General features: G+C 45.1%; 23 protein-coding genes. 5 read left to right on the forward strand and 18 right to left on the reverse strand.

What is annotated here, in order from left to right; translation table 11 throughout:
• Nucleotides 1-899: 899 nt before the first annotated feature.
• The 7 genes from nrfD to ADH67_RS13295 all read right to left on the reverse strand — a co-directional run bounded on the left by nrfD (nt 900) and on the right by ADH67_RS13295 (nt 7,744).
• Nucleotides 900-1,847 carry an NrfD/PsrC family molybdoenzyme membrane anchor subunit gene (gene nrfD / locus ADH67_RS08595; RefSeq protein ID WP_066594239.1) on the reverse strand — a complete coding sequence of 316 codons (948 nt, stop codon included), beginning with the start codon at nt 1,845-1,847 and terminating at the stop codon, nt 900-902.
• A complete protein-coding gene (locus ADH67_RS08600) occupies nt 1,848-2,639 on the reverse strand; it encodes a 4Fe-4S dicluster domain-containing protein (protein ID WP_066594241.1) in 792 nt (263 codons plus the stop codon).
• An 82-nt stretch (nt 2,640-2,721) separates the two neighbouring features.
• Nucleotides 2,722-3,765 carry a cytochrome c3 family protein gene (locus ADH67_RS08605; protein ID WP_066594242.1) on the reverse strand — a complete coding sequence of 348 codons (1,044 nt, stop codon included), beginning with the start codon at nt 3,763-3,765 and terminating at the stop codon, nt 2,722-2,724.
• Between the two features lie 56 nt (nt 3,766-3,821).
• Complete coding sequence (locus tag ADH67_RS08610; protein WP_066594245.1) at nt 3,822-4,616, reverse strand: hypothetical protein; 795 nt, start codon at nt 4,614-4,616, stop codon at nt 3,822-3,824.
• A 9-nt stretch (nt 4,617-4,625) separates the two neighbouring features.
• Nucleotides 4,626-6,746, reverse strand: a complete 2,121-nt coding sequence (locus ADH67_RS08615) for an aldehyde ferredoxin oxidoreductase N-terminal domain-containing protein (RefSeq protein ID WP_066594246.1) — start codon at nt 6,744-6,746, stop codon at nt 4,626-4,628.
• A 19-nt stretch (nt 6,747-6,765) separates the two neighbouring features.
• On the reverse strand, nt 6,766-7,470 hold the full coding sequence (locus ADH67_RS08620) for a 4Fe-4S dicluster domain-containing protein (protein ID WP_066594247.1): 705 nt from the start codon (nt 7,468-7,470) through the stop codon (nt 6,766-6,768).
• Between the two features lie 118 nt (nt 7,471-7,588).
• On the reverse strand, nt 7,589-7,744 hold the full coding sequence (locus ADH67_RS13295) for a hypothetical protein (protein ID WP_169711909.1): 156 nt from the start codon (nt 7,742-7,744) through the stop codon (nt 7,589-7,591).
• Nucleotides 7,745-8,626: 882 nt separating this feature from the next.
• Between ADH67_RS13295 and ADH67_RS08625 the strand changes: the two genes are divergently transcribed.
• Nucleotides 8,627-9,802, forward strand: coding sequence for a molybdopterin-binding protein (locus ADH67_RS08625; protein ID WP_066594249.1), 1,176 nt, complete (start codon nt 8,627-8,629; stop codon nt 9,800-9,802).
• Between the two features lie 184 nt (nt 9,803-9,986).
• Here the strand turns inward: ADH67_RS08625 and ADH67_RS08630 are convergent, their stop codons facing one another.
• From ADH67_RS08630 to ADH67_RS08640, 3 genes are all read right to left on the reverse strand, one after another.
• Nucleotides 9,987-11,486, reverse strand: coding sequence for an FAD-dependent oxidoreductase (locus tag ADH67_RS08630; RefSeq protein WP_066594251.1), 1,500 nt, complete (start codon nt 11,484-11,486; stop codon nt 9,987-9,989).
• Nucleotides 11,487-11,590: 104 nt separating this feature from the next.
• Complete coding sequence (locus ADH67_RS08635) at nt 11,591-12,214, reverse strand: response regulator transcription factor (protein WP_084081529.1); 624 nt, start codon at nt 12,212-12,214, stop codon at nt 11,591-11,593.
• A 17-nt stretch (nt 12,215-12,231) separates the two neighbouring features.
• Complete coding sequence (locus ADH67_RS08640; protein ID WP_158212633.1) at nt 12,232-13,374, reverse strand: porin; 1,143 nt, start codon at nt 13,372-13,374, stop codon at nt 12,232-12,234.
• A 142-nt stretch (nt 13,375-13,516) separates the two neighbouring features.
• On the opposite strand from ADH67_RS08640, the gene ADH67_RS08645 reads away from it, so the two are divergent.
• Entirely contained in the window at nt 13,517-15,322 is a 1,806-nt protein-coding gene (locus ADH67_RS08645) for a sensor histidine kinase (protein WP_066594255.1), read from the forward strand.
• Nucleotides 15,323-15,331: 9 nt separating this feature from the next.
• Here ADH67_RS08645 and ADH67_RS08650 read toward each other — a convergent pair whose 3' ends face one another.
• From ADH67_RS08650 to ADH67_RS08665, 4 genes are all read right to left on the reverse strand, one after another.
• Nucleotides 15,332-15,799, reverse strand: coding sequence for a YbhB/YbcL family Raf kinase inhibitor-like protein (locus tag ADH67_RS08650; RefSeq protein ID WP_066594256.1), 468 nt, complete (start codon nt 15,797-15,799; stop codon nt 15,332-15,334).
• Between the two features lie 20 nt (nt 15,800-15,819).
• Nucleotides 15,820-16,275, reverse strand: a complete 456-nt coding sequence (locus tag ADH67_RS08655; protein ID WP_084081531.1) for a CBS domain-containing protein — start codon at nt 16,273-16,275, stop codon at nt 15,820-15,822.
• Between the two features lie 166 nt (nt 16,276-16,441).
• The gene (gene ttcA, locus ADH67_RS08660; protein WP_236578570.1) at nt 16,442-17,377 is read right to left on the reverse strand and encodes a tRNA 2-thiocytidine(32) synthetase TtcA; all 936 of its coding nucleotides are present in this window, start codon (nt 17,375-17,377) and stop codon (nt 16,442-16,444) included.
• Entirely contained in the window at nt 17,364-17,756 is a 393-nt protein-coding gene (locus tag ADH67_RS08665) for a dihydroneopterin aldolase (RefSeq protein ID WP_066594259.1), read from the reverse strand. The genes ttcA and ADH67_RS08665 overlap by 14 nt, the downstream gene beginning before the upstream one ends.
• A 58-nt stretch (nt 17,757-17,814) precedes the next feature.
• Here ADH67_RS08665 and ADH67_RS08670 point away from each other — a divergent pair, with 58 nt between their 5' ends.
• Nucleotides 17,815-18,006 carry a DUF2905 domain-containing protein gene (locus tag ADH67_RS08670; protein WP_066594260.1) on the forward strand — a complete coding sequence of 64 codons (192 nt, stop codon included), beginning with the start codon at nt 17,815-17,817 and terminating at the stop codon, nt 18,004-18,006.
• On the opposite strand, the gene ADH67_RS08675 is transcribed toward ADH67_RS08670, so the two are convergent.
• The gene (locus ADH67_RS08675) at nt 17,998-19,086 is read right to left on the reverse strand and encodes a tRNA nucleotidyltransferase/poly(A) polymerase-related protein (RefSeq protein WP_084081622.1); all 1,089 of its coding nucleotides are present in this window, start codon (nt 19,084-19,086) and stop codon (nt 17,998-18,000) included. The two genes, ADH67_RS08670 and ADH67_RS08675, sit on opposite strands and share 9 nt — an antisense overlap.
• An 83-nt stretch (nt 19,087-19,169) precedes the next feature.
• Here ADH67_RS08675 and ADH67_RS08680 point away from each other — a divergent pair, with 83 nt between their 5' ends.
• The gene (locus tag ADH67_RS08680) at nt 19,170-19,739 is read left to right on the forward strand and encodes a 5-formyltetrahydrofolate cyclo-ligase (RefSeq protein ID WP_066594263.1); all 570 of its coding nucleotides are present in this window, start codon (nt 19,170-19,172) and stop codon (nt 19,737-19,739) included.
• Between the two features lie 27 nt (nt 19,740-19,766).
• Entirely contained in the window at nt 19,767-20,348 is a 582-nt protein-coding gene (locus ADH67_RS08685; RefSeq protein WP_066594264.1) for a hypothetical protein, read from the forward strand.
• Between the two features lie 266 nt (nt 20,349-20,614).
• On the opposite strand, the gene ADH67_RS08690 is transcribed toward ADH67_RS08685, so the two are convergent.
• From ADH67_RS08690 to ADH67_RS08700, 3 genes are all read right to left on the reverse strand, one after another.
• Nucleotides 20,615-22,939 (reverse strand): molybdopterin-dependent oxidoreductase, encoded by a 2,325-nt coding sequence (locus tag ADH67_RS08690; RefSeq protein ID WP_066594266.1) that lies wholly within the window; start codon nt 22,937-22,939, stop codon nt 20,615-20,617.
• Nucleotides 22,940-23,012: 73 nt separating this feature from the next.
• A complete protein-coding gene (locus tag ADH67_RS08695; protein ID WP_066594267.1) occupies nt 23,013-24,308 on the reverse strand; it encodes a tryptophan--tRNA ligase in 1,296 nt (431 codons plus the stop codon).
• A gap of 171 nt (nt 24,309-24,479) precedes the next feature.
• On the reverse strand, nt 24,480-25,763 hold the full coding sequence (locus ADH67_RS08700) for an amidohydrolase (RefSeq protein ID WP_066594268.1): 1,284 nt from the start codon (nt 25,761-25,763) through the stop codon (nt 24,480-24,482).
• Between the last annotated feature and the right edge of the window lie 160 nt (nt 25,764-25,923).

Below are 25,923 nucleotides of genomic sequence, written 5' to 3' on the forward strand. Positions count from 1 at the left end.
GGATGGGATGGGCGAAGCCCTCGGGAAGGCAGTTCGCTTGTTCCACTACGTTCCACAAGCGAACTGCCTTCCCGGGAAAACAAACTACATTATGAAATTGGGACAGACACAAAATTTCGGACACTCCCAGAATAACAGGAGTGCAGGTGTTTAGTGCCCCTGTTATTGAATGCCTTCCAGCTCGAATCTTCTTGACAAAGATACAAAAAAATCACCTTCCCCCTCCTGTTTTTCCGGCAAACGGAGAGCGTCTCTCCTTCGCTGCTTTTCTTAGAATGACCATAGTTCTTAACTTGGGTTATCCTTTTGGATAACCTATTAAGGAAATTAGTCATGCGAACAACAACGACAGTGAGAAAACCCAGAGGATCTGCAATTACGACCCTTCCTCCTTTCATAAGTAATTTTTTGAAAGTAGAAATTGGAGACGAACTTTCCTGGGAAATTAGGACTGGTGAGGTCATCCTTACATCATCAAAGACAAGAAGAAAGAGAACGAAGTTGAATGACTTGTTAGACAAATTTGGAGCAACCCAAAACACACAAAGCCTGGAAGACGAACAATGGCTTAACTCCGCTCCTCAGGGAAGAGAACTAGTGTGAAAATTTCTGCTGAGGAGATCTTCGTACGCTCCTCCTCTTTGTGAACAAACAAGACTCCTACCGCTACTACCAAAGCCGTAGCTTGTTATCGCAGAAGGTTCCGGTCGATTCCTGCTGACAACGGCCTTACTGCACCGTTCATTTTGCCGGCTAATCGAGTGCATCGTGCACTTAATGCATTTACAGTTCCCAAAACATCGACATTTTGGAGCCAAAAATCAAACTCTCCGCCTGTTTTTCCACCAAACGGAGAGTTTTTCTTTATTTTCCGAACGGTTAAGTTCTGGTTTTCGCCTCTATACCAATGTGTTCATCTGTCCTGCATAGAGAATAAACAAACGCAGGCACATCATGCCGCCGATGGCGCAAAGACCGGCAAAATAGAATGACATCTTGGATTCCGGTTTAGATCCGGCCACAATGGAAGCCAGTAATGGCACGCCGAAACCGACACACACCGCACCGACCCAGAATACAACAGCCCAGACGCCTTCAGTAAAGGCACTGAATGCCAACTTGGCAGATTCGTTGCCGCTCAGAAGAGCAATCGCAATCATGAACAAACAGAAAGCTTCCGTTGCCATGACCGGCCACTCTGCCTGATGCATTGCGTGCATGTCAGGATCAGTTTCTTTGGCTCCGAAGAACCAAGCCGCCAAAATCTTCGTCGCAGCCATCCCGGCAGAAATACCGGAGGCAACGAACAAGGCAGGCAGCACGGCTGTATTGATAAGAGGGAAACGAATAAGTGCGGAAATCAGGAAACCTGTATAGGCGCAGATCGCAAGGGCTAAAACCATAACAATCGAGTTAATCCAAGTTTTCCACGCTTCCAGCTCTTCGCACACAGGCTTGATCCAACCCAACAGCGGCCAAGTGCTGAATGTATCTGCAAAGCACATAACAAACAACACGGCAACCAGAGGTATGTAGAAAAGCAGCAGCATGACGCCGATACTCATAACGCTTGTCGGGTTGTAATAGACCAAAATTCTCCAGAAATACAGAGGATTTGTCAGGTCAAGGACCAAACAAAGCATACCTAAGAGAATGGTAGCCAAACCAATGATGCTGGCTGACTTCAGGATCGGAGTGACGTCGCTTTTATGCTTAAAGAAATTAAGCATCAAAGCAACTGCCACAGCTCCCCCGGAAATGCCTGCTAGGAACAGATAAACCGCGATTGGCCAAGGCCAAGCAATCCCCTCGGATAAACCGGTCGTAAAAGTAATAGTACCGTCCATTTAGATGCTCTCCTTTGTAACGGGGATGTATCTCACGCTTGGATTTGTTCCAAGATGAGGTTTTACACGGACAGTGTCCTTGACGTTAAGGAGCTTGCTGACATAAGAATTCGGATCGTTGACGTCACCGAATGCCAGAGCGCCGTAACGGCATTTAGAAACACAGGCCGGATCTTCACCGTTAGCCAATTTAGTTTGAAGACAAAAGTCACAGTTTTCAGCGACTTTTGTCGTCGGATTAATGAAGCGGACGTTGTAGGGGCAAGCCGCAATGCAGTATTTGCAACCCACACATCTGTCCGGATCCATCGTAACGATATTCGTGACTTCATCTCTATGTGCAGCCTGTGTCGGACAGACACGAACGCAAGGTGCATCCAGACACTGCTGGCAAGAAACGCGGACGTAAACTCGTTCACAATCACACGGTTCAATCTTTCCGCAATACGGACAGGCTGTTCCGGGAACTCTCGTATTTTGTCTTTCAAGAACCATACGATGAACACCCGGAGGCAGTTTATTAACTTCGCTACACGCTTCTACACATTCACCGCATCCAACGCACTTGTTCTGGTTGAACACCAAAACATAATGAGGATTGGAAGCTGCGTTTTTTTGTGCAGAGCCGGCTGCAGGTTGTCCTTTCGTCTTATCAGCCTCAGCAGCTTTTTGAGATTTATCTCCGGACTTCTGAGGTGTTTCTGATTTTGGAGAACAACCGGCAAGCGTGAGAACGAACAGAGAACCGGCGCCAGCGCCTCTCAAAATTGTTCTTCTGTTTAAAGTACTCACAATGTACCTCCTTGGCGGTTTTAACCGCTTAATCTTCATAAGGGAGAGGTTGGTTCGGGATATGTCCCGAACCGTCCCAACCTTACTTGGCTACGACTTTGGTGTAACCGCCCTTGTCGATGATTTGCTGTGCCTTGGCAATGTAAGCTTTGGCAGTCTGAACGCGGTCAAGCAGGTAATTCTGTGCATGAACGCCCCAAGATCCGTCTTTCTGAATCATTGCTGCAATATCATCAGCCTTGTCCAGCAGCAAACGAGCTTCGGTCTGATCAGCCGGACTTAAGCGGGTAACTTCAAGAAGTTTTCTGATGCGCGGAATGGCGCCTGCAACTTCTTCGTAACCTTCTTTGATCGGAGTCTGCCACTTCATCACTTCGCCGTAGACTTCTTTCTGATCTTGGTAAACGAGACCTTGATCTAGTTTAGAAGTGGCTTCGTTGTGGCATCCCTTCCCTTCGAAGACGGTGTAGTCGGCAGGAGAATTTCTTGCGCAGCTCCACATCAAATCCACAAAGGCGTTGCCGTCTTCATTCTTAGCAAGAACGTAGGCCTTGACTTTGCCTTTTGGTGTGTCGACTTCTTCCTGAACCATTGTGGAAGCGGCCGGATCAACATTGATCTTGTATGTATGCAGGCGTTTGAGAGCCTTTGGGCCAGCAGCCTTTTGATCGGTTGAGTAGTCATCGGCAGAGGCCATATTCGGCATATGGCAAGCGATGCAGTCGATCTTGTCATGAGTATCGGTATGCGCAAAGACTTCGGCTTGAACGGTATGGCAGTCTTGGCAGCTCTGACGAATTGCCGGCTTAGAAACAACGGCCATCCAAGCAACGCCTTGTTTGCCCTTCGGATCGTGACAAGAAACACAGCTCACGCCTTTCTGAGAGTGCACTGTCATAAAGTGCTGATCGGCTTTTTCTTGATAAGCCTGCTGAGTCAGCAATGTCTTTTCTTTCTTAGTCAGCTTAGGCTGCGCATCTTTGGCAATGCCTAAGGACTGCATGAATTCCGGTTTTTCAGGAATATTAATCTGTTCAACTTTGTAGCCGCCTTCCTGGGCAAATACGGCAGAAACTCCAAACGCTGCCAAACAAGAAAGAGCTATAGTGGTTAATTTCGTAAGCATGGTATTTTCGCACCTATGTTGCGGAGCCTGAAATCTCAAAACTCCGGCATTCTTTACTAGAGCATTTCTGCTTCGCCCTGATCCATTTCCTCGGCCAAGAAGTCCGCGTAGGCATCTTCCAAGTAATCGGAAGAATAGAGATACAGAGAGCCGGCTGAGGTTTCGGCAACTCGTATATCCTTTGCCTTCGGGTCCTTAGCGACCTTATCCAAAACATCTTGGATGACTTTCGGGTCGAGGTTGAACGGAGCAAACTCAAAGGAAAAAATTCCAACCGGTCTCGGATACAGCTGCGAGCTTTCACGAACCGTATTCAATATCAGCTGATAAGGATTGTTCTGAGCAGACATGAGTCTTGCGAAAGAACTGGAAAGAAGCGGCAGGAAATGTACATACCGTTTTCCGTCCCAGCTTTCGAATTCCTCAATATTGTTCGGACCTTTCAGAGCTTCAGCGTAGACCTCGTCGAAATATTCCGGAGTGACTTCTCTAAGTTCTTCGGGTTCGCCTTCTTGTTTTTCCAGATCTCTTACGCTCAGCTCTCCGTTAAACAGAGAGTGAAGCATTCTTCTTCTGGAAATCAGTCTGCGGCGTTCCTTTCCTTCCGGACTGTCGTCAGCAGAATTGCGCAGTTCTTTTTCCTTATAAGGAATAGTGTCAATTTCAGTCTTCGCTTCCTCTTCGGTCAGCATTTTCTGATTCGGAGCCCGTTCGAGAAACTCTGCCCGGAGCTCTTCAACAGTGACAAGTTGAACCTTGGAACTGTGTTCTGTGACTAAGTCAACAAGAAATACGATGTCAGATTTGAACTGGCTGGTATTTGTTGAGAGTTTGTTTTCAGGACAATTCATACTATTGCTCTACTTTCCAGGCATTAAACCTTCTTTTTGCATGACAGGGACAACGAAGTCGAGCTGCATTTCTTTGTAGGCCTTTTCAGTCGGGGCACCGGTCTTCGGATCCCAGCCAACCATTTCAAAGAAAATATCAAAGCTCTTTTCGATATCGTCTTTATCCATTCTGATCGTGCCTTTCGTAAATGCAGGACGATTCTTCGGATCTGTGAAAATCCAGTTCGGATAGAAGTCGTGTTTCTTGCGCATATTCAGCTCATTCATCTGACGCATTGTGTAAGCGCGGTGAAGAGTAAATGCTCTGAAACCGGCGTTGTCTAACTGTTGAGCAGTGTCCTTTCTGCCTGTTAAAGCACGATAGACCTTGCCTTCCATGTCATCGTCTCCGATGTAGTTGTCAGACTTGTTCGGAGAAACAACCCACGGAGCCATCCAAGAGCAAAGACCCAACATATCGTGAAGTTCTTTTCTGCAGATAACCCAGCGGAGGCGGCGCATCTTAGCTTCGTTTGTCGGAGTGTAGTCGCCGATCTCATCGACGGCATCTCCGCTACCCCAGAAGCGTTCGGCAATTGTCTTCTTAACGCCGATTGGCAAGCCGCTTCTTGTGAAGTTAACGGTACCGTGGCTCATCGGGTCGCGGTTGTACAGGCAGTTCAAAACAGTTCCGACCTGTCCGTCATCTTCATTAGCATGATGTTTCGGATGGCTCAAAGCCCAGTAGTTCGTAGACTTATCATTTCTCCAATCATCTTCAGGGATGCCGAAGTGATCAAGCATATAAGCGGTACTTTCTCCGAGCCACTTGCCCATTTCGCCTTGTCTGTAAGCGATACGGGTGAAGAGATCCATTAAGAAAGAGGCGTCGCAGTCTTCAATCTTCTGCCATGGAATGGAGTTGTATTCCTTCTCCGGCAGGACCTTCTTCCAACGCCCTTCTACGTACATCTTCTTGAAGTCGCGGTGCAGCTGACCGTAGTTGCACCAAACACCAAGGTCATCCATCACCTGAATACCTACCATGGAAGCTTGGCGGGCTGCCGGCAAATCGCGTTTAGCGGCAATCTTCGGAAAGATCACGCGGCCGAAATACAGAGACATGCAGGTCTGTTCGGTCATCTTATTGATGTGATAGCGGGCAGCAGCTTCATCATCTTCAACGATAGCGTAGCAACGGAGCGGGCAGCCGTAACAGCCGTTATTTCTAACCTTAATCTTCAAACCTTGCGGTTTGCCAAGGAAGAACTGGCTGGCGCACCAACGATAAGAAATGCGGTTAGGACTGCGCATATCTTCAGAAAGAATAATAGGCGGATTAGCCTTCTGCCATACATTACCCGGCATACCGTTCCAACGGCTTCCCGGTGCATAGAACTCAAACAGCGGATTAGGAGCAGACGGAACCACGTGCTGGTTCAAAGAACCGAACAGTTCGATATTTCTTTCGTTGATCTTCTGCCACTCTTGTTTATCGGCGTGAATGTGAATCGGCTGGTCGCCGTTAACTACTACACCTTTGAGCTTCTTAGAACCGAAAATGCTGCCGATACCGCCGCCGGAGTGCTGGCGTGCGCTGATAAGTACAGACATTGGAACGAGGTTTTCACCGGCCGGTCCGATAACGGCTACAGAGGCCGTCGGCTTCGTCTGATTGGCGAGCATCTGTTGTGCGCGGCGTGTGCCTTGGCCCCAAATGCCTTTAGCGTCTCTAATTTCAACTTCGTCGTTGTCGATATAGAGATATACAGGTTTGTCAGATTTTCCTTCAATGATAATGAAGTCATATCCGGCCAACTTCAACTTAGCTGCCAAATCACCGCCGATGTGGGCGCTGGCGATCATCGGAATCGGGTAGATAGTCGGATAGATGGTAGTGATAGAAGTACGGCTGGAGCAAAGAGCACCTGATCCGGAGAATGGTCCGGGAGCAATAACCAATTTATTAGCTTCGTCTAAAGGCTGTGTCTTCGGAGGAACTTCATCCCAAAATACGCGGTAACCGATAGCTGTTCCGCCGATTTCATCTTTGAAACGCGGGAATGTCGGCTCCTTGGTAATCTGGCCGGTTGTTAAATTAACGCGGAGGCCCTGACCGGTATAGCCATATCTTTTTTGTGTGTTGTCCATTTCAGTTCCTTTCAGTTAATTAACCGTGGCAAACAGAACACTGTTTGGTGTTTTCTTCCGGCAGATAACCGTGAACAGGGCGCTTGCCTGGTTCGCCGGAACGATCTTTCCAAGGCAGATAAACGAGAGCAGCGGCCGGACAGGCTTTCACGCACTTCGGATCACCGTCGCATAAGAAGCACTTACTGGCTTTTTCCGCTTCGCGGTCAAAAGTCATCATGTCCCAAGGACAGGCTTTCTGACATAAACCGCAGCCGATGCACTGGTCTTCGACAACGAATCTTGCACCGGTTTCCGGATTAACTTGAATGGCGCCTTGAGGACAGGCATTGGCGCAAGGAACCGGGTGAGCACACTGGCGGCAGGTATCCTGGACGACAGTGGAGTTGCCCCAAACACCCTGCAGAGGACGGTAACCGGAGTTGCCCGGGCCGTACCAAATATTGCGGCCGATCTTAATTCTGGCTAAAACGGGGTCGTTTTTGCCGTCGTTATATTCGGTACAGGCCATTTCACAGCGCTGGCAATCAACACAGAGAGAGGGATCACCAACGATTAAACCTTCCGGTGCCTGCAAAATGATGTAAGGACGTGTTCCGGTTTGGGCTCGTACTTGGTTCATCGCAGCCAATGTAGCAGTCACGGATGCGACCTCGAGGAAACCGCGTCGGGTAATGTCATGGGGTAAATTGACCTTGGACATCAAGTCTTTTAGATCAAACATAATTATTTTTCTCCTGGTGGAGGGACGAAAAACCGTAGTAATCCGTCATAGGGAGAGCTTCTAAAACTCGAGCTTGTGCCGCTTTTTAGAAACTTACTGGCTTTAAGAGTGGCAAAGATTATTTGCTTTGGAGGGACCAGCCGTTGCTGCCGACAGGCTTAATAGTCCATCTTGTGCGTAAGGAAGGGGTAATAAAGGAAAGAACAACAGAACAATCACGCTCGGAGGCGATGCATTGAATTTCCGAATTGTGATTGGTTCTTATGGAACTCATTTTATTTCTCCGCAACAATTAACTGTTGCCGTCTTGGGGAGTACTGCTGAAAACCTTTACATTTGTATGAAACGTAACAGAATGTTAGGAATTTTAACAAATAGAAATAAATAGTGAAAAGGTTTTAAGCTCCTTTTAACAATTTTCCCAGTTAAAAAAATCATTAAATTTATATAATTTATCGACTATGTTTGCATATTAATTAAAATATTTATATTAATTTCAAGTAATTATTTACTCATTTATTTTTTAAATTATTTTTCATGTAACTCAAAAATTATGAGTTGTAAATTTACAAATATCATCCTTTCGGATTAGCTTTATTCGCAATATCGAAAATTTGAATCCGATACAGGGTTCTTAGCGATGCTCCGGAACGAGCGTTCCGCCTGCACGTATAAAGGCCAAAACATCAACAGTGTCAAAGGATATAAATGAATAACAGAGCAAAATCACATTTTCTGTGGAACTCGGTTTTGTCAGTTTTGTACGCTTTACAACTTACATCCTCAAGCACTAGCCTTCATTGGTCTTGTGTACTAACTCTTGCGAACCGTGTCTTGAATTTGGGCACTGATAACTACATCTTTCCTGCGTCCAAAAACTTCAATCAGGAAGGACATCTGAAGAGAGTATCCTCTAGTCTGCATATTTATCTCCTGGGGAACGATTCTTTTTTACTGAGACAATTTTCTGCCAGATAACTGCTCGAGTAGTTTGATATAGATCAAACTTTGGTCACTTTTTTAAGTCAATGAGGAAACAGAGAAGACGACACAGCCAAGAACTTCAAGTTGTATCAGCTCATATTTGCTGATTACTTCACAGATTTATCTGTGTCTCGGCCTAAAATAACGGTTTTAGGTTTATTGCGTCCAAGTCATGAACGGAAATTTTGTACTCTATCCTTTCAGCCGTCCGCCGTTGCCATTTGAAAAAGTCAAAATCACTTCTCCTTTGGCAAATAGTTTTGGTCTTGAACTGGCGGAAGACGTTATCAGCCAAGAAAATATTCCACCCTATGATGTGGCAACCAGAGACGGCTGGGCTATTGCAACCGAAGATAAGCACTATCCGCTTAAATCTCCGGCAATCGTTAACGGCGAAGGGCCGAAGTACTTGGAAGTCGATTCATACTGCTGGATCAACACCGGAGGATATTTACCGGAGAGGGCCGACGCCGTTGTTTCTAACAAAGAGCCGTCCGATCCTGAATTCGGTCTCGACACATATCCACTTGAAAATGTCTTGCCGAAAGGCAGCGAATGGCAAAGAGGCGAGTTAATTCTCAAAGCCGGGACGGTGCTGGCTGCTGCGCAGCAGGCCCTTTTGTTTGAAGCGGGGATTCAAGAAGTAACCGTATACAAACGCCCTTCCGTTGCAATTTTAGCCACGGGACACGAAATTGTTGAAGCAGGTTCGGAGTCAATAGTCAAAAGAGGACGGCATTCGAGCAATGCCACTTATCTCTCTAATCTGCTGAATGGTCTGGGACTAACCGACACAGCCGTCTTTTTTGCAAAAGACTCTGCGGTAGAACTTACCTCGAGGCTCATTTCGTTGGGTCAATATTTTGACTTTATCATTACCGTCGGCGGCACAGGTCAAGGCAAGAGCGATTTGTTGCGCAAAGCTATCAAAATGTCCGGCGGTTCTCTTATCAAGGACGGCACCCGGTTATCCAGTTCCCTTCCGTTTGTATATGGAAAGATGAACAAATCGATTCTTATCGGCCTACCTGGCAATCCGCTCGGCTTTATTTGTCTAGCTCAGCGATTTGTCCTTCCTCAGATTTGGTCTTCCTTCATGACTACACCTTTTCCTGTGAAGAAAGTAGAAGCGATCATGGGCTTCAATTTCCAAGGAAAAGCCGGAGATATCTGTGTTCAGCTTGCTCCTTTGGGTGATCATCTTATTGCCCTTCCGCTGCAAAAAGGAAGCGGTCGTTCTGCGTCATTCAGAGATGCACAGGCCATTATTAAGAATCCAAAAGGACACCACTTAGAAGCAAACCAGCAAGTAGAAGCTGAGCTCTTCTTCAACGGCCTTCACTTTTAGGCTGCAGCTGTCTTCGCAGATAAGAAGAAAAATAGATCTCGGGTGATGAACCTACCGATTTTGATCAAAGAGAGAGCGGTCTCATTCGGCTGTAAACAGCCTGAGCAGCGCAGCTCCCTTCAATAACGAAAGGACGGCAGTTTCAATAGATCTGACCGTCCTTGTGCTGAATTAGATTAAAGAACTAACCTCTGGCTTTTTCTTTAGCGACATTTTCGCCCGCGATCCTGCCAAAGACGAAGCAGTCAAGAAGAGCATTACCGCCGACTCGGTTGGTTCCATGGATACCGCCGGTAATTTCGCCGGCTGCATATAAGCGAGGAATCGGAGTTCCGGTGCAGTCCAGAACTTGAGCCTTGGTGTTGGTATTCAATCCGCCCATCGTATGGTGAACGGTCATGCCTGTGTAGCAAGCCCAGAAAGGTCCTTTTTCAATCTTTCTTGTGAGATTGCGCGGTGCCTTATAGAAGTCAGGATCTTCCTTGTTTTTGATAATAACGTTGTTATATCTGTCTACCGTCTTCTGCAAACCTTCAGGATCCACGCCCATCTTCACAGCCAGTTCTTTAATAGTCGGAGCTGTCCATGCTTCGTTGATTTCAATGCCTCTTTGAACTGCATCATGTACGGCACTGTTGTATGACTCATACTGATTATTATCAACCACTGTATAGCCATAGCGTTCCGGTGTGCCTAATACTGCATCACGGATATGATCGCGCCGTGCGCCTTCATCAACGATACGATTGCCTCGTTTATCTACATAGATGGAACCGTCCACATTGGTATTCAAGATGATCTTCATCTTCTTACCGGCCGGTGCTCCCGGAGTGGACTGGATGAAGTCCATACCAATCAAATATCCGCCGATTCGATTTGCAGCCATCATTACATCACCGGTATGGCCGGGAAGATTGTCAGTGCCGAGGCCGGCAGTTCTCGGATCATGCAGTTCTCTTAAATACTGATTGCCGGAGAATCCGCCGCTGGCCAAAACTACGCCTTTCTTGGCTTCGATATTTAAGACTTGTCCTTTGCTGTTTTGAACTTTTACGCCTAGGACATCGCCGCTCCATGGCTGTTCGCGGTAAATTTCAACGACGGAGAAACCGGTCTTGAAAGGAACGTTTTCTTTCTTCAGGGCTTTAGACAAAACACCTGTATAACCGATGCCTTTCGGAACTGCAGGAGAGTGAGCGCGAGGATAGAGACCGCCGAACATTTGATGAACTGTAGGCTTGAATTCCATTCCTAAGCCTTCAAGCCATGTGATTACGCTATAGGCATTATCACAAAGGACTTTGACGCGGGCAGGATCGCCTCTGAAATCGCCGGCAGCTAAGGTTTGAGCGGCATGCTTTTCAGGAGAATCTTCAATATTTTGCTTCGGTTGACGGACCGGGTCTGCTGCATTAATTTGGCCTTGAGCTGCCATTGTATTACCGCCGGCAAAAAGCAATTTTTCAATAATTACTACTTTTGCTCCGTTTTGTGCAGCCAACAATGCAGCAGCCATGCCAGCTCCGCCGCCGCCAACTACAACAACATCATAGGATTCGTCCCACTTCTGAGGAACGTACGGATTTGCAGGATTTGAGGTCTGGGCAAGAACAGCTCCGGAACCAAAAGCAAGAACACCTGCACCGGCTGTCTTGAAAAGATTTCTTCTGCTAATGTTGGACATAATAAACTCCTTGAAGATTTTGAGAAAAAACTTCCCCTGAGAGGACCTTTTCAGTCCCCTGTGAATTGAATTAACTGTTTAAAAAACTATTGAGAAATAAAGCGTTACGCCTCTATATGCGACATAAACTCTCTTAGTTGTATTAGGTCTCTGACACCGACTTTGTTATAGGCATTGAAGCGATGAGTTTCTACGGTTCTCTCACTCAATCCTAACCTTTGAGCAATCTGGTAGTTCATCAATCCGGCATTAACCAACTTCAATACTTCCTTTTCTCGTTGAGTTAAAGCGTCGTAGAACTCCTGATACCTGACCATTCGATAATCCTTATGCCGTTCTTCATTATCAGTCTTCACGGCTCTTTCAACAGCTTCAAGCAGAACTTCAGCTGACACAGGCTTTTTCAGAATATCAACGGCGCCTTTTCTAAAAGCGGTAATGGCCATGTCTACATCCGCATGAGCTGTAAGAAAGATGATAGGCTGAGAATAACCTTCATGCGCCAGCATTTCCTGAAACTCCAAACCATTCACCAAAGGCATTTGGTAATCCAAAATGATGCAGCCGGGAACTTCCGGATCGTCCTTTTTCAAAAACGAAGCGGTGTCAGAATAAAAAGTGACAAGCCAGCCTTCAGTCTTGAGGATGAAACGGATTGCGTCTCCGAATCCTTCGTCATCATCAACAATACGAACGATTGAATTTTCCTGAAGTTTGCGGTCGATCACTTTTTTCTCCCAAAAGACTAAAAGTTATGACACACACCGAACGCTGTTGTTAAACGAGTCGCCTTGCTTTCAGCATTCTTGAACATTCCTGTTCCTCTGGCATAGCTGCCTACTGCATAGAGCGAGGTTCGCTTGGACAATGGATAGAGGTACTTTAAAGAAGCGACCCAACGATCGCCGTCCCTGTCGGCATCTGTCTTCATGCTTTCACCCTGCCATTTTCCCATATTCCATTTGAAGGCGCCAAAGAGTTTTCCTCCGCCTACAGGATAGCTACCGCCGATAACAAAGGAGTCGGATCTAAAGCCTTTCCTGCTTTCTTTGACCTTAGCTGCGGTTCCAAAACCTAAATCTTTGGCATAAAAGGCATTAGGACCGCCGCTCAGGTTTCGAGAATTCCAAACATGTTGGTATCCGAGGTTTAGGCGAAACTGTCCGAACATCTTATATGCTGTCAAGAATAAGTTATAAGTCGGCTCCGAATCTGCCCCATTATTGGCTCCGGCTTTTCTGTAATCGATCACTGTAAAAACAGTTCCTACGCTAAAGTCAGCTTGTTTGTATTGGGCAGATAGACCATAGTAATGATTGTTTTTACTCCAAGTATCCTCATCAGAGGAGATGCCGTTTGAGTATTGCGCCGTCAAAGTAACTGAATTGGTTGGCTTTACTTGGTAAGTAACAGAATTGTTGAGCATTCCGGAATTAACCAGAGAACCAATAAGAGCAGCATCTAAGAAGTTGCTTGCCATTGGATTGGCACCCATCTTTGGAAACTGCCCAAAGTATCCGGTGGTGCCCATTAAAGAGCCCGAGCGGCCGAAACCAAGTTCGCCCCATTTCCCGCCGACGAGCAGTAAAGAATCTCTGTCGAAAAGCACACCGGCGGTTTGAGGAGCTCCGTTATTCACTTTGATGCCTTGTTCCAAGATGAACTTAACGTAATTCCCACTCCCGAGTTCTTCTTTTCCCGTCAGACCCCAACGACTGGCGGCATTTCCTCCCGAGACGGCTTGAACACTAGTCTGCTGACCTTTGCCTTTCATAACGCCGAAACCCGTATCCACAACACCGTAAACACTCACCGTGCTTTGAGCGTAAACAGTCGGGACCGCGCACAGCAAACAAAAGGTTAATATCTTGTTGGACAATCCTGACACCTTTTTCTCCTTTGTTTTGAGAACTTCCATGGCTCCAAGATAAAGAAACCATCACTTAGGATCCTGGTACCTAAGTACTAAAAAAGGTGAAAATCCTAATAGGCCGGTATGAGATCATAGAGGCAGTGATATGGAGATCTTTATGCCGAAAATTCTCTTGCTTTTATTGCTGCCTTTGGCTTTGTTATCGGGTCCGGCACAAGCCACTTACGTAGTTGGTCTCGGAACCGGTGCTATGTCGAGCAACGAGCAAGAATTCTTTGAAGCAACTAAAAATTATCTGGAACAGAAATTCGGCACGAATGAAATCCAATTCATGCAGCCGGTGTCTCTTACGCACTTAAAGAAACTGATAGAAGAAAAGAAAATCGAGTACTTCATTTCTTCGGCAGGCTTTGCTCGCTCTCTTTCACAAGACGGTGTTCGCGAGCTATTAATCTACGCTCCTACTAAAAAGGGAACAGATAGAAATGAATTAGGCTCGGTCTTTTTAACTCGGCAGGAGATGACCGTGCGCACGCTTGCCGATTTAAAAGGCAAACGCTTTACCTCCAACAATCCTGAGGCTTTTTTTAGCCACATTGTGCCGTTAGCAGAAATCAGTTATGCCGGATACGATCCTAAAAAATTCTTCTCCTCGGTATCTTTCCTCAATAAAAATCCCGAAGATCTTCTGCAGGCTTTAATTGACGGAAGAACCGATGTCGTAGCGCTCCCCGGCTGCTATTGGGAAACCTTGTCCGCACAAAATAAAGAAATTCGAGAGAAGGTAAATCCGGTGTTAGTCTCGAGTACGTCTCCTTGCACCAGCTCTACTCGAACCTTTCCGAATTGGACCTTATCTTCTACAAAAAACAGCGATGCGGCCTTCACACGAAAGTTAGTTACTGCACTTCTTGAGATGCCATTTTCGAAAGGAACCGCTTCATGGTCGGTTCAAATGGATCTCAGCTCAATTGATGGTCTTTTCAAGGAGCTGAAGATAGGCCACTTCTCTGACTACCGGCCTTGGACTCTCAAAGAAATGCTTCAAAAGTACAGTTTTGCAGTCCTTCTTTTTGCAGTTTTCCTTTTGGGCCTGCTTTCTCTGACGCTCTTCCTTTACCTGAAATTAAAAAGAAGGTCTGAACAGCTTGTAGCTACGTTAAGAGCCAAAATCAAAACCGATCGGGCTATGAAAGAGGCCGAAGCCCGTTTGATGGCGTTGCAAAAAATAAGCACCATCGATCATATGAGTTCAATGATTGCGCATGAACTACCTCAACCTTTAGGGGCCGTCCAAGCTTATGCCGAAGGTCTTTTGCGAGCACAAAACAAACAAGCACTTGACAGTCAAACTCTGACCGAGATGCTAATAAAAATAATTTTTCAGACCAAGAAAGTTGAAGATATCGTCAACTCGGTCCGAAATTACGCAAAAGAAAGAAAGTTAAAGAAAACACCATCGAAAGTTAACGGAACAGTAGCGGAAGCTATCCAAGATTTTCGCTTTGCCTTTCATTGTGATAATTTGGCAATCAATTTTTTCCGATCAAATGCTGAGCCGGTTTGCAGTTTGTCGCCTTTGGAATTTGAATTGGCAATCTACAATCTGCTTAAGAATGCCAAGGAGGCTCTCGAAGCTCAAAATGTTAAGAATCCGGAGATCACTCTTGCTGTTAACGAGGACAAAGATAGTTGCAGAATAGCCATTGCAGACAATGGGTCCAAGGTCTCAGATGATGAACTGCAAAGAATCCAAGTATCCATGTCCTCTCGCAAAAGTGCCGGGTTAGGAATTGGTCTTTCCATCGTGAGATCCATCATTCAGAATCACGGAGGAAAATTTTCAATCAAACGAACTGAACTTGGGTCAGGTATTACCTGCGAAATAACGCTTCCGCTTTTCAAAGCAGAGCATTCTCAGGAAATCAAACCTGACCGAACCATAGAGGCTCACACAAAATAACTTACAAGATTAAGCAGCCAGCTTGTAAAGACCAATAATCTGTGCGGAACCGACGATAAAACCGTCCATTTCTCGGAGAACTTCTTTTCTTTGAGGAGGACGTTCAAAAGACAATTCGGTATTAACTGCGTAAAGCTTAAAGAAATACCGATGTGTGCCGATTGGAGGACGAGGGCCGATATAGCCTACTGTACCTCTGTCGTTCAAACCTTCCTTTGCTCCGGGAATTTGTGAGATATCCTGGCCTGCCGCCAATTCCATAGACTGCGGAGGAAGGTTATAAACAATCCAATGGGTAAAAATTAATTTAGGATTTTCCGGATCAGGAGCATCCGGATCCTCCACGATGAGTACCAAAGATTTCGCAGCCTCAGGAATGTCAGAAATTACTAACGGAGGGGAGAGGTCTTCTCCTTCCTGTGTGTATTCGATTGGAATAAATCCTTTGTCAGCAAAAGCCGGAGAAGAAATCTTCATCTTTGGTACCTCAATTTTGACTACGGTCTTTGTGCAATCTCACGAGTCTTAGAGGATTTAACAGCTCGGACGATACTATCAAGCATTACTGAAAGTTCCTCTACGATATTAGAGGCTGTCACAATACCGCTAATCTTACCTTCCTCATCAACTACAGGGAGTCTTCTTATACCCTGTTCCCGCATTCTGGCCAGAGCATCGACCACACCTTCGGAGGAGTGAGCTACAGAAACCGGTGCAGACATAACTTCATCAACCACGAGAGTCTTAATGTCTTTTTCCAAGGCCACTACTTCGATCGTAATGTCTCGGTCTGTCAGCATACCGATCGGGCGTTCGTTCTCATCAACAACCACGAGACTTCCGACATGCAGTTCTCTCATTTCTTTTGCGCAATTAAGAAGCGACGTGCCGGAGGGTATTGTTGCAACCTTATGTACAGCCAAATCGCCGATCTTCATTGAGCGAGCTCTCATATTTACCTCTTACACTAAATAATCTTCGATTATCCGAATAGTCTACAAAAAATCTGTTGTTTTTTAAGCAGTTCCCGATAACTCAGCCGATAAATACCACACTAAATGTGGACACCTTGAGAGTTCCCGGGTCTCAGTTTCTGCAGAGCGAGCTTTGAAAAAATAATTAATTCTGTTCCTTTTCTTCTTGCGGTTGAGCCTTCAAATTAACGAAATCAAAAACTTCCTCATCCATCAGATGAGAAGGTGCTACGCGTCCTAAACTCTTAAAAATATTTTCCACTCGGCCCGGGTGCTCTTTGTCCATTTTCTCAATCAGTTCTTTCATTTCTCGACGGCATTTGTCATCGGCTCCGCAAAGCTTCGGAATGATGTCGTAGTTTTGAACTTTGCACCAGCGCTTCAAGTCCTTTTCGCGAATATAGATCATCGGCCGGATAACAATATGCTCCTTGGCATCGCTCAAAAGTTTCGGCGGCATCGACTTGAGGCGTCCGCCGTAATACATGTTTAGAAGCAGCGTAGAAACCACATCGTCCATGTGGTGTCCAAGGGCAATTTTTGTAACCTTCTGCTCTTTGGCAATACGGTAGACAATGCCTCTTCTCAAACGAGAACATAGGGAACAAAAGTTTCTTGGATCTTGATACTTGGATTTAACAATACTGAAAGTATCCTGATCTTCGATGAGGTATGGAACGCCGATCTTCTCGAGATGATTAACCAATTTATCCAACGGGAAATTGGGGAGATGCTGATTCAGACAAAAAGCAAGAAGTTCAAACTTCACGTTGCTTCTTCCCTGCAGTCTCACCAAAGCATCTAAAAGCGCATACGAGTCTTTGCCCCCGGATACGCAGACCATGACCTTGTCGCCGTCTTCAATGAGATTGAAGTCGATAATGGCCTTTGCGCAAAGTCTGACGATTCTTTTTTCAAGTTTTCTATTCTCAAAAGAAAGTCGCTGACGTGTCACCAAATTTTTTTTATCTTTCGCAGGCTCCATTTCTTCCGCCGAGGTTTCGTCCGACGGCTCTTCGGCCATCAAAGAAAGTACTTTCTCTTTTTCTTGGAGAGAATCTACCGCTTTAATTTTGATCATGCTGTTCAACAAATATCTCTATTCCAAAGGATGCACTGTCTGTCAGAACATCCAATTTTTCTGTCTTAACTTTTACCGCCTTTACCATGGGATTTGAGAGGACCTGTTTAGCCACCGATGCAGCAAGAGTTTCCTGCAGATCAATGTGACCTTTTGAAAGGACTTCTTTTATAGAACCGATGATTTCTTCGTAGTTGTATACATTGGATAAATCATCCTCGACCGGAAGATTTTCAACCCATGCTTCAACATTAAATCTGACAGATTGTTTTCCTTTTCTTTCCGAGTCATAAGCACCTATCGCAACATCTAGGACATAATCTGTCAAATGTATTTTGCGGTATTTGCCGGAACACAGAAGAAAATCTTCTATCCGCATTTATCGTTTTCCTTCGCTGAGTAACATCACTGCATTGATTTATGCCACAATCTAATGCATGCGATGGATTCTTACTATTTTTATAGCTCTCTGTATTCTGTCGTCTGCAATTCCTTGGCTTCAAAAGCTCGGAATCGGACGACTTCCGGGAGATATTAACTTCAAAATCTTCGGAAAAGAGATAAACATTCCGATTGCGAGCACTATTCTCATCGGAACTGTAATTCTTTTGATCGGCAAGTTACTTTGAGAACTTTTCAATTAACAAGCACCTTGCCTCGTCTACCATTTTCGGCACATCCTTTTTATCTTTAACTTTTGCGACAATTTCCTTCAAGTCTAATTGTCTGACAGCGTCAGCAAGTTGTTCCCAATAGTCTCGCTCATCTTTTGAAAGATCTGTCTCATAGCAGTCAAGCAATTGTTTGAATCTTTCAGGCCTTCTGAGCGAATCTGTTTTTTTCAAGAAGAGCAATTTTTCAGAGGAAGATGATGAAACTTTTGGAACCTTCTTTTCATAAGTTTTGGCCAAGACCGCCAGTTCAGAGTACTCTTTCGGCAGTCTAAGAGCTTTCAAAATCTTATTCAGATCTTGAACCGGAACCTCTTCTAAGCTCGCGACAAATCTTTTGAGTCTTGGATCCTTACTTTTAACCTCATCGACTTTTGCTAAAACGGATGGAGAAAGCTTCCAGGCCGGGAACGCCCTCTCCAGGTATCCGGTTTCTCTCAAGACTTCAAAGAATCTGGAAGGCTTAGACTCTTCAAGCGCTCGCAAAAATTCTTGAGTAACTCTTTCTTGGACTAAGTTATCGGACTCTCCCGACGAGACGATAGTCTGCAAAAGAGTCATCGTTTCCGGGGCAATAGAAAATTCCGAGAGTCTTGCAGAGAATCTGGCCACTCTCAGCAATCGAACAGGATCCTCGGCAAAAGCGTCGCTGATATGTCTCAATACTCGATTTTTTAAATCTTCTTTTCCGCCATAGCAATCGATTAGAGAGCCGTCTTCATCAAAAGCCATGGCGTTAATAGTCAAGTCTCGTCTTAGAAGATCCTCTTCTAACGTGACGGAAGGGTCGGCATGAAAGACAAAACCGTGATAGCCCTTCCCGCTTTTTCTTTCCGTGCGGGCGAGCGCCAACTCTTCTCCATTCTTGGGATCGATAAAAACCGGAAAGTCTGCGCCTACGGGAATAAAACCACGCTTAACCATTTCTTCCGGACTGGCACCGACTACGACCCAGTCCTTATCCTGAGGAGCGATATCAAAACCCTCTTCTTTTAAAAGAGTATCTCTGACCCAACCTCCAACTATGTATCTTTTCATAGCTCCAACGATTCTTGAAATCTTTTGAATTTTTGAGAAATAATACATAACCGCCTTGTTAACAAACGAATTCTGAACTGAAAATGCAATCTTCGCTCTTCAAAACCAGTCTCCGAAAAAAGCTCAAACAACTTCGCGATGAGCGTCCCATCGACCATTGTGTATCTGCTGCAGTTATTGATAATTTAAGTAGCTGGATTTCAGAGCAAAGTTACTTCACCGTTGGTTTTTATCTTCCGATTTTTCACGAAGTTGATTTAGTACCGTTCATGACTTCATGGCTTGAAAGAAATCCGGGAAAAAAAGCTGCAATACCGATCATTGAAAACAACCAGATGTTTTTTGCCGAATGGTCTCCGGAAACAAAACTGACCAAAGGCATTTTCAATACTTTGGTTCCGCAAACCATCCGAAAAATTGCTCCAGATCTCTTGCTTGTTCCCTGCCTGGGCTTCGATAACTCAAATTACAGGCTCGGTTATGGAGGCGGGTGGTATGACCGTTATTTATCTCAGACAAATCCCCGGCCATTTACTGTTGGAATAGCGTACTCTCAGTGCAGAATTGAAACTATTGAGCCAGAAGAAACTGATATTCCACTCGGCTTAATAATCACAGATGAGAGCAAAAGCTATAGTAAAGGACGAATTTAATACTGATACAGTAACAGAAAGAGTGAAATGTTATACGAGTACATCAGAAATAAAATTAACCTACCTTTCGTAGACGGCACCATTCGAGAACTGCAGAAACAGGCCAAGAGCATTTATAAGGTCAGAGATAATCCTGTCGAATTAGCAAGCGATAGTATGATATGGGCCCTGGTAGCTCTTGCGGATTCAGTTCCTACAAATAGAAGAAAAGAAATCATAGAAATGTTGGTTGAATTCATCAGAACACATCTTACTTGGAACTATATGGTGGGAGATTTTGATAAACATTTAGAATTAATAGGGCAGAATTTCATAGCCGACGAAATGGAATGGGACGTTTTTCGAGCTGTTCCGCAGGATTTTAGTTATCAAAAATTTTTAAGACAAGAATGGTCAGAAACAATCGTAGTAAAGGACAGAGTTGAGCGGGCGGAATACTTGTTAAATATGATTCTTATCCATATTGCCGAGCTCCTAAGTTATTTACGTGAATTTGATGACGCTAAGAAGATGAACCTTGGCTTTATCGGCTCTTTAATGACTGTGAGTTGTTCTTTAGAAGGTTTGGTTGGTAGTTTTACAGAACTTTTTTATGAACCCAAAAACTAATCATGTTGAAAACAGTATCTCAATACACAAAACTGTCGATTGATAATCCCAGTAACATCTTCTCGAAGGCGTCACTGTAAAAAGAGATCTTGTTCTCAGACAAATATTCATGAATTTCCAATAACGCAGCTTCGTTTAAACTTGTCGCTTAAGAATCTATTAGAGAACTTAAACAAAAATTAGTACCGTATTTTGAGCGTTTCATTCAGCAAAATAACATCCTTCGGCAATTATGTTCTTTTAAGTGTTTTGAAGCACTCTTTCTGTTACGGTATCAGCATTAAATTTTGCCGTTTGCTATAGAGAACTTTCCGGACTTTGACTGTCCCGTAAGAGGCTACATTTCCTCGTGATAATGAAGAAGTCGGAACGTCTTTGACCAGTGTATTTGAACAGCCTCCTACATCCTTATTCGCTATGGGGAAAAACATTCCTCCGTGACACACTGCCACAACACCGATCGCGACATCGTCTGACAGCTCAACAGTCGCGACGACGATTCCTCGGGAATTAGAAAGTTCAACTTTTTCACCGCTCTGTAAGCCGAGTTTTTCCCCGTCTTCTCGATTGATCCTGACTTTTTCGGACACTTTCGGGCCGTCAAAAGTTGCATCCAGATTATGGAGTTGACCATGCAGGCGATCTGAGGCTTTGAGGCTTACCAGAAAGAATTCGTTTTCAGCGGCCCGCAACTCTTCAGGTCTGAAATACATGGGATATCCGCGGCAATCCTCATAGCCGAATGAATCAATGGTCGGACTGAAAAGCTGGAACTTGCCGCTTTCAGTTTTTAGAGGAGTGCCTTCCGGAGAATTTATAAAATCTGCAAAAGCAACATACTCTCCTTCTTCAGGATCCTCCGGATACAACACGTATCCTTGCGTCCAAAATTCTTCAAAAGCCGGAAGCTCAACGCCAATCTTCTTATTAGGCGCCAATGTATCGTTGTAAATTTTTCTGATCCAGCCGGCTTCATCGAGACCCTCGGTGAAAGCTTCTTTCAGTCCCAGCTTTTCTGCCAAAAGCGTATAGATTTCATAGTCTGATTTTGCTTCTCCTGGAGCCTCAACGGCTTTATGCATAGCGACTATGCCATCATTGGTGTAGGTACCTATTCCTACAATGTCGTTTCTTTCAAGTGTGGTTGAGGCTGGCAGAACGAGATCAGCATGTCTTGCCGTCGCACTCCAGACATGGTCAGATACAACCACAGTCTCCGGAATGCTCCATGCTTTCTTAAGCCGGTTAGTTTCGGGCTGATGAGAGAATGGATTACCGCCAGTCCACATCACCATTTTGACTTCAGGATACTTAACTTTTTTGCCGTTGAAATCAATAACCTTTCCAGGATTCAAGAAACAATCCACGAAAGATGCCACCGGTATCTTCTGAGAAAATTCTCCAGGCTTTTTGTAAGGCCAAACCGGAGCAACTTTGGAAGAAATTCCTCTCGGTTGTTTTCCTTTTCGAACAGGAACTCCTCCGTCGGAGTAATGGTAATTTGATCCTATCCCTCCTCCGGGCAAACCAATTTGTCCGAGAACACAGGCCAATGCGTATGCCATCCATGGAAATTGCTCGCCATAACGTGCTCTCTGAGGCCCCCAGCCAATCATCAGCATCGTCCGATGAGTTGCCAAATCTTGGGCAAGATTGCGAATGACAGAAGCTTGAATGCCGGTTTCTTTCTCGGCCCATTCGGCGTTTTTCTCGACACCGTCTGTTGAGCACAAAATGTAGTTTTTCAGTGCATCGAAACCGAACGTATATTTATCCAGGAAACTCTTATTAGCCATGCCGGCTGCAATGAGCTCATGCATCAATGCAAGCATCAGTGCGGTATCAGTACCGGGCTTTGGGGCTATCCAATCATTCTCAAGAAACTTTGAAGTCTCAGGACGAACAGGATTTATGCTGTAGGTCTTGATGGAGGAAGATTTAAGTTGATCTAAATATTTCTGTGCTCGGTGAAGCGGAGCAATCCAATCGATATCTCCGGTCACCAAAGGGTCGCAGCCCCAAAAAACAATTCGTTCACTGTGTTTGAGGATATTCGGCCACGCCGTACTTTTCAGTTCGGAGCTGCCGGTAACGTAAGGAAGAATGGTCGCAATGGCACCTGTCGAATAGCTGTTAGCGCATTCAACAAAACCTCCGCAAAGATTCAACAAACGTTGCTGTAAGGTATGCGCGCTATGAACCAGGCCCGAAGACTTCCAACCATAAGAGCGCCCGAACATTGCCGCAGGTCCAAAGTTTTTATAAATTCTTTTGATCTCGCTGGCTACCAAGTCAAGAGCTTCATCCCAAGTGACCTGAATCCACTCATCCTTGCCTCTTTTTTCAGAACTTGCAGGACCTTTTTCTAAATATTCCTTGCGGACGTAAGGATGCAGAATTCTGTTCGAAGACGTTTGAAGTTTAACTAGCTTTTTAAGATTCTTTGATGGAGCAGAATCTTTCTCGAACGGCTGCACATCAACCACTCTGCCGTCTTGAACGATCGGATGAAAAATTCCCCAATGACTGGCTGATATCAATTGGTTACCACGTACGTCCAGTTGGTTTGTGTTCTTTCCCGCCGACTCCATCCTACCTTTCCTCCGAACAATTCAGCCCAACCAGATTTGATTCTGATTGGGCCGCTTCGAAAACTCTTATAAGTTATTCTTCTTCATGCATTGCCAAGCGAATAGCTTCAATCTGCTCTTCTGTTACTCCGTCAGAAAGCTTGCAGTAGCATTCTTGGAAGGCTTTAAGTCCGTTTGCCTTGAAGCAGCAAAGAAGCTTACCTAAATCTCTGCCGTTCTCTAAACAACCTCCTGTCATAAGAACGTTGCCTTTTTCGTCTTGAAGGTTGAAATAGAACATTCCGTCCTTTTCACGATACTGTTTGAATTTAGGGCAGCTCTTCTTCTTGGCTTTCTTCTGTTCAGCTTTTTCTTGGACCGGCTTGAATCTTCTTAAGCCGACGGCATTTCTGACTTCTTCAATCAATGCCTGACTCATTGGTCTCAAGCGAGCGGCGCCTTCCATAAGAATATCTTCCACAACCTGTGGGTTTCTCATGAGTTCTTCGTATTTAGCGCGTTTCGGACCAATTTCTGCGTTGATTTGCTTGAATACGATTCCTTTTGCCTCGCCCCAGCCGAGACCGTCTCTCAATTTATTAGCAAACTCTTCTTTTTCTGTCGGAGTGGCGAATGCATCATAAAGCTGAGTAAGAGAGGTAGAACAAGGATCCTTTGGCTCTCCCGGTTCTTTACAGTCTGTCACCACCTTGAGAATAGCTGCTTTAAGGGCTTTTTCTCCGCCTTCAAAAAGCGGTATGACGTTGTCGTAGCTCTTGCTCATCTTTCTGCCGTCCAGTCCCGGCAACACAGCTACTTCTTCATCAATAAAAGCTTCCGGCAGCGTGAAGATTTCTTTTCCGTAGAGCTGATTGAAACGCTGAGCAATATCTCTGCACATTTCGACGTGTTGGATCTGGTCCCTACCAACCGGAATATAGTTGGCATTAAACATCAGAATGTCGGCAGCCATCAAAATCGGATAGCAATAAAGGCCCATAGACACATTGTTGTCAGGATCTTCCCCTGCGGCAACATTGTCGTCTACTTTTGCCTTATATGCATGAGCTCTGTTCATCAATCCTTTAGAAGTGATGCAATTAAGAATCCAATTTAATTCAGGGACTTCTAAGATGTCGCTTTGGCGGTAGAAATGAACATGATTAGGATCTAACCCGCAAGCAAGCCAGGTGGCAGCAATTTGCATACGGCTCTTTTCAATTCTGTCAGGATCTCTAGTCTTGATGAGAGCATGATAATCAGAGATGAAATAGAAGCTCTCAGTATTGGGGAGCTTTGCTTTTTCAATCGCTGGCCTGATACATCCAACATAGTTACCCAGGTGAAGGGTACCGCTGGGAGTTATTCCTGTTAAAAATCTTGTTTTCATAATTCAGCCAATTCTTCTTAATACACCGTTGAGGAATTCTATATCGAAAAATCTACCTCAGTAACGACGAAGGTCCTCTCTTCTCCGTTAACCTTCCTCAGTATCATTCTCAAGTTGGAAGAAGCAAGAAAAATAACGGTGTTTTCTGTTCCTGGAATGGACTCTTTCCATCTACCCAGAGCATCTTTCCGCTAAGTACTGTATTAACATTCTGAGTCCAACCGGTAGAGAAACCTCGTCTTGGATTGTGAAGTCTGTTTTATGGTGGCCGTGGTGGTTACAGCCGAATAAGAAGTATCCGGCCTTTCCGCCTCTGTCACGTACTCGCTTAATGAGCCAAGTACAATCCTCAGAAGCTGCTATATCGTTGTAATAGGCCACTCGTTCAACTGACTCAACCTGCTCGGCAATTTTTTGAAGTCGGACAGAGATCTCGTGATCCGTTTCCAAATTAACCGCCGACCCGACCGTCTCAATTCTGGCCTTCACATCAAAAGCTTCTGCGGCAGAATTTACGATCCTGCAGACATGATTGACCATGTACTGATCGAGTTCTCCCGTCTCTCCTCTGGTTTCAATTTCCATTGCTGCGTGTGCAGGAATGACATTTCTACTTTCGCCTGCAATAAGCTTGCCCACGCAAACACGAGTCAAGCCTTTGCTATGCCGTGGAATCCCTGAGATGAGTGTTGCGGCATTACAGGCTGCCAAGAGTGCGCTTTTACCAGCTTCCGGATTTGAACCCGCATGAGCAGGAACACCTTCAAATGTTACGTTCAGTTTCGATGTCGCCAAAAAGCCTTTCTCGCATATCCCGACCTCACCTAACTTACATTTAGTGCCGATATGGAAACACAGCAGCACATCAGCATCGTCCAAAAAACCTCCGTTTGCTACGGCCAAGCCACCACGGACTCCTTCCTCTGAAGGTTGGAACACAAATTTGAATTTCCCGCAAAGATTATCTTGATTTTCAACTATCCATTCAGCGACTGCCAACAAAATAGCGGTATGTGCATCATGACCGCAGGAGTGCATCACCATTGGTATTTCGGAGCAATAGCCTCCCATGACAGACTCATGTGCTTCATCTTGACTTTCTTGGACCGGAACCGCATCAATATCTGCTCGTATTGCAATGGTTGGACCTGGTCTGCCGGTATCAAAAATTCCTGCAACACCCGTGTAACCTTGAGTCTTCTTGATGAAAGTTTTTGGGACTCCATGCTCGAGCGCTCTTTGTATTGCTGTTCGTACTTCCTGCTCATCGCGTCCGTGAACAGAAGCCCGATCCAAAAAATCACCGCCTAATTGAAATTCAATCTGAAGTTTTTCCAATCGCTTCGCGATGAAGTAGGTGGTTTCAAACTCTGTCCAACCTAATTCCGGCCGTTTGTGGATTGTCCTGCGATCCGCAATCATCTGTGTAACAAGCTGAAGAGGCAATTCTTGCATGGTGTTCTTTCCGTCACGAGGTTCAAAGTATTTAGCATAATCTTTTAAATACTCTGGAGTTCAGGGCATTCGGGTTATTCCTTCACTGAAAGAGTGTTTTGGAGAGCTTTGAAAAATTGTCTGAGACAAGTTTTTATTAGGTGAGGAGATCGTAAGAACT

It is taken from the genome of Turicimonas muris (assembly GCF_002221595.1).
GTDB lineage: Bacteria > Pseudomonadota > Gammaproteobacteria > Burkholderiales > Burkholderiaceae_F > Turicimonas > Turicimonas muris.

Excerpts from the sequence above, each read along its gene's own strand:
- nrfD (WP_066594239.1), bottom strand. The coding sequence starts at position 1,847 with ATGGACGGTACTATTACTTTTACGACCGGTTTATCCGAGGGGATTGCT.
- ADH67_RS08605 (WP_066594242.1), bottom strand. The coding sequence starts at position 3,765 with ATGCTTACGAAATTAACCACTATAGCTCTTTCTTGTTTGGCAGCGTTT.
- ADH67_RS08610 (WP_066594245.1), bottom strand. The coding sequence starts at position 4,616 with ATGAATTGTCCTGAAAACAAACTCTCAACAAATACCAGCCAGTTCAAA.
- ADH67_RS08615 (WP_066594246.1), bottom strand. The coding sequence starts at position 6,746 with ATGGACAACACACAAAAAAGATATGGCTATACCGGTCAGGGCCTCCGC.
- ADH67_RS08620 (WP_066594247.1), bottom strand. The coding sequence starts at position 7,470 with ATGTTTGATCTAAAAGACTTGATGTCCAAGGTCAATTTACCCCATGAC.
- ADH67_RS13295 (WP_169711909.1), bottom strand. The coding sequence starts at position 7,744 with ATGAGTTCCATAAGAACCAATCACAATTCGGAAATTCAATGCATCGCC.
- ADH67_RS08625 (WP_066594249.1), top strand. The coding sequence starts at position 8,627 with ATGAACGGAAATTTTGTACTCTATCCTTTCAGCCGTCCGCCGTTGCCA.
- ADH67_RS08630 (WP_066594251.1), bottom strand. The coding sequence starts at position 11,486 with ATGTCCAACATTAGCAGAAGAAATCTTTTCAAGACAGCCGGTGCAGGT.
- ADH67_RS08645 (WP_066594255.1), top strand. The coding sequence starts at position 13,517 with ATGCCGAAAATTCTCTTGCTTTTATTGCTGCCTTTGGCTTTGTTATCG.
- ADH67_RS08650 (WP_066594256.1), bottom strand. The coding sequence starts at position 15,799 with ATGAAGATTTCTTCTCCGGCTTTTGCTGACAAAGGATTTATTCCAATC.
- ADH67_RS08655 (WP_084081531.1), bottom strand. The coding sequence starts at position 16,275 with ATGAGAGCTCGCTCAATGAAGATCGGCGATTTGGCTGTACATAAGGTT.
- ttcA (WP_236578570.1), bottom strand. The coding sequence starts at position 17,377 with ATGATCAAAATTAAAGCGGTAGATTCTCTCCAAGAAAAAGAGAAAGTA.
- ADH67_RS08665 (WP_066594259.1), bottom strand. The coding sequence starts at position 17,756 with ATGCGGATAGAAGATTTTCTTCTGTGTTCCGGCAAATACCGCAAAATA.
- ADH67_RS08670 (WP_066594260.1), top strand. The coding sequence starts at position 17,815 with ATGCGATGGATTCTTACTATTTTTATAGCTCTCTGTATTCTGTCGTCT.
- ADH67_RS08675 (WP_084081622.1), bottom strand. The coding sequence starts at position 19,086 with ATGAAAAGATACATAGTTGGAGGTTGGGTCAGAGATACTCTTTTAAAA.
- ADH67_RS08680 (WP_066594263.1), top strand. The coding sequence starts at position 19,170 with ATGCAATCTTCGCTCTTCAAAACCAGTCTCCGAAAAAAGCTCAAACAA.
- ADH67_RS08685 (WP_066594264.1), top strand. The coding sequence starts at position 19,767 with ATGTTATACGAGTACATCAGAAATAAAATTAACCTACCTTTCGTAGAC.
- ADH67_RS08690 (WP_066594266.1), bottom strand. The coding sequence starts at position 22,939 with ATGGAGTCGGCGGGAAAGAACACAAACCAACTGGACGTACGTGGTAAC.
- ADH67_RS08695 (WP_066594267.1), bottom strand. The coding sequence starts at position 24,308 with ATGAAAACAAGATTTTTAACAGGAATAACTCCCAGCGGTACCCTTCAC.
- ADH67_RS08700 (WP_066594268.1), bottom strand. The coding sequence starts at position 25,763 with ATGCAAGAATTGCCTCTTCAGCTTGTTACACAGATGATTGCGGATCGC.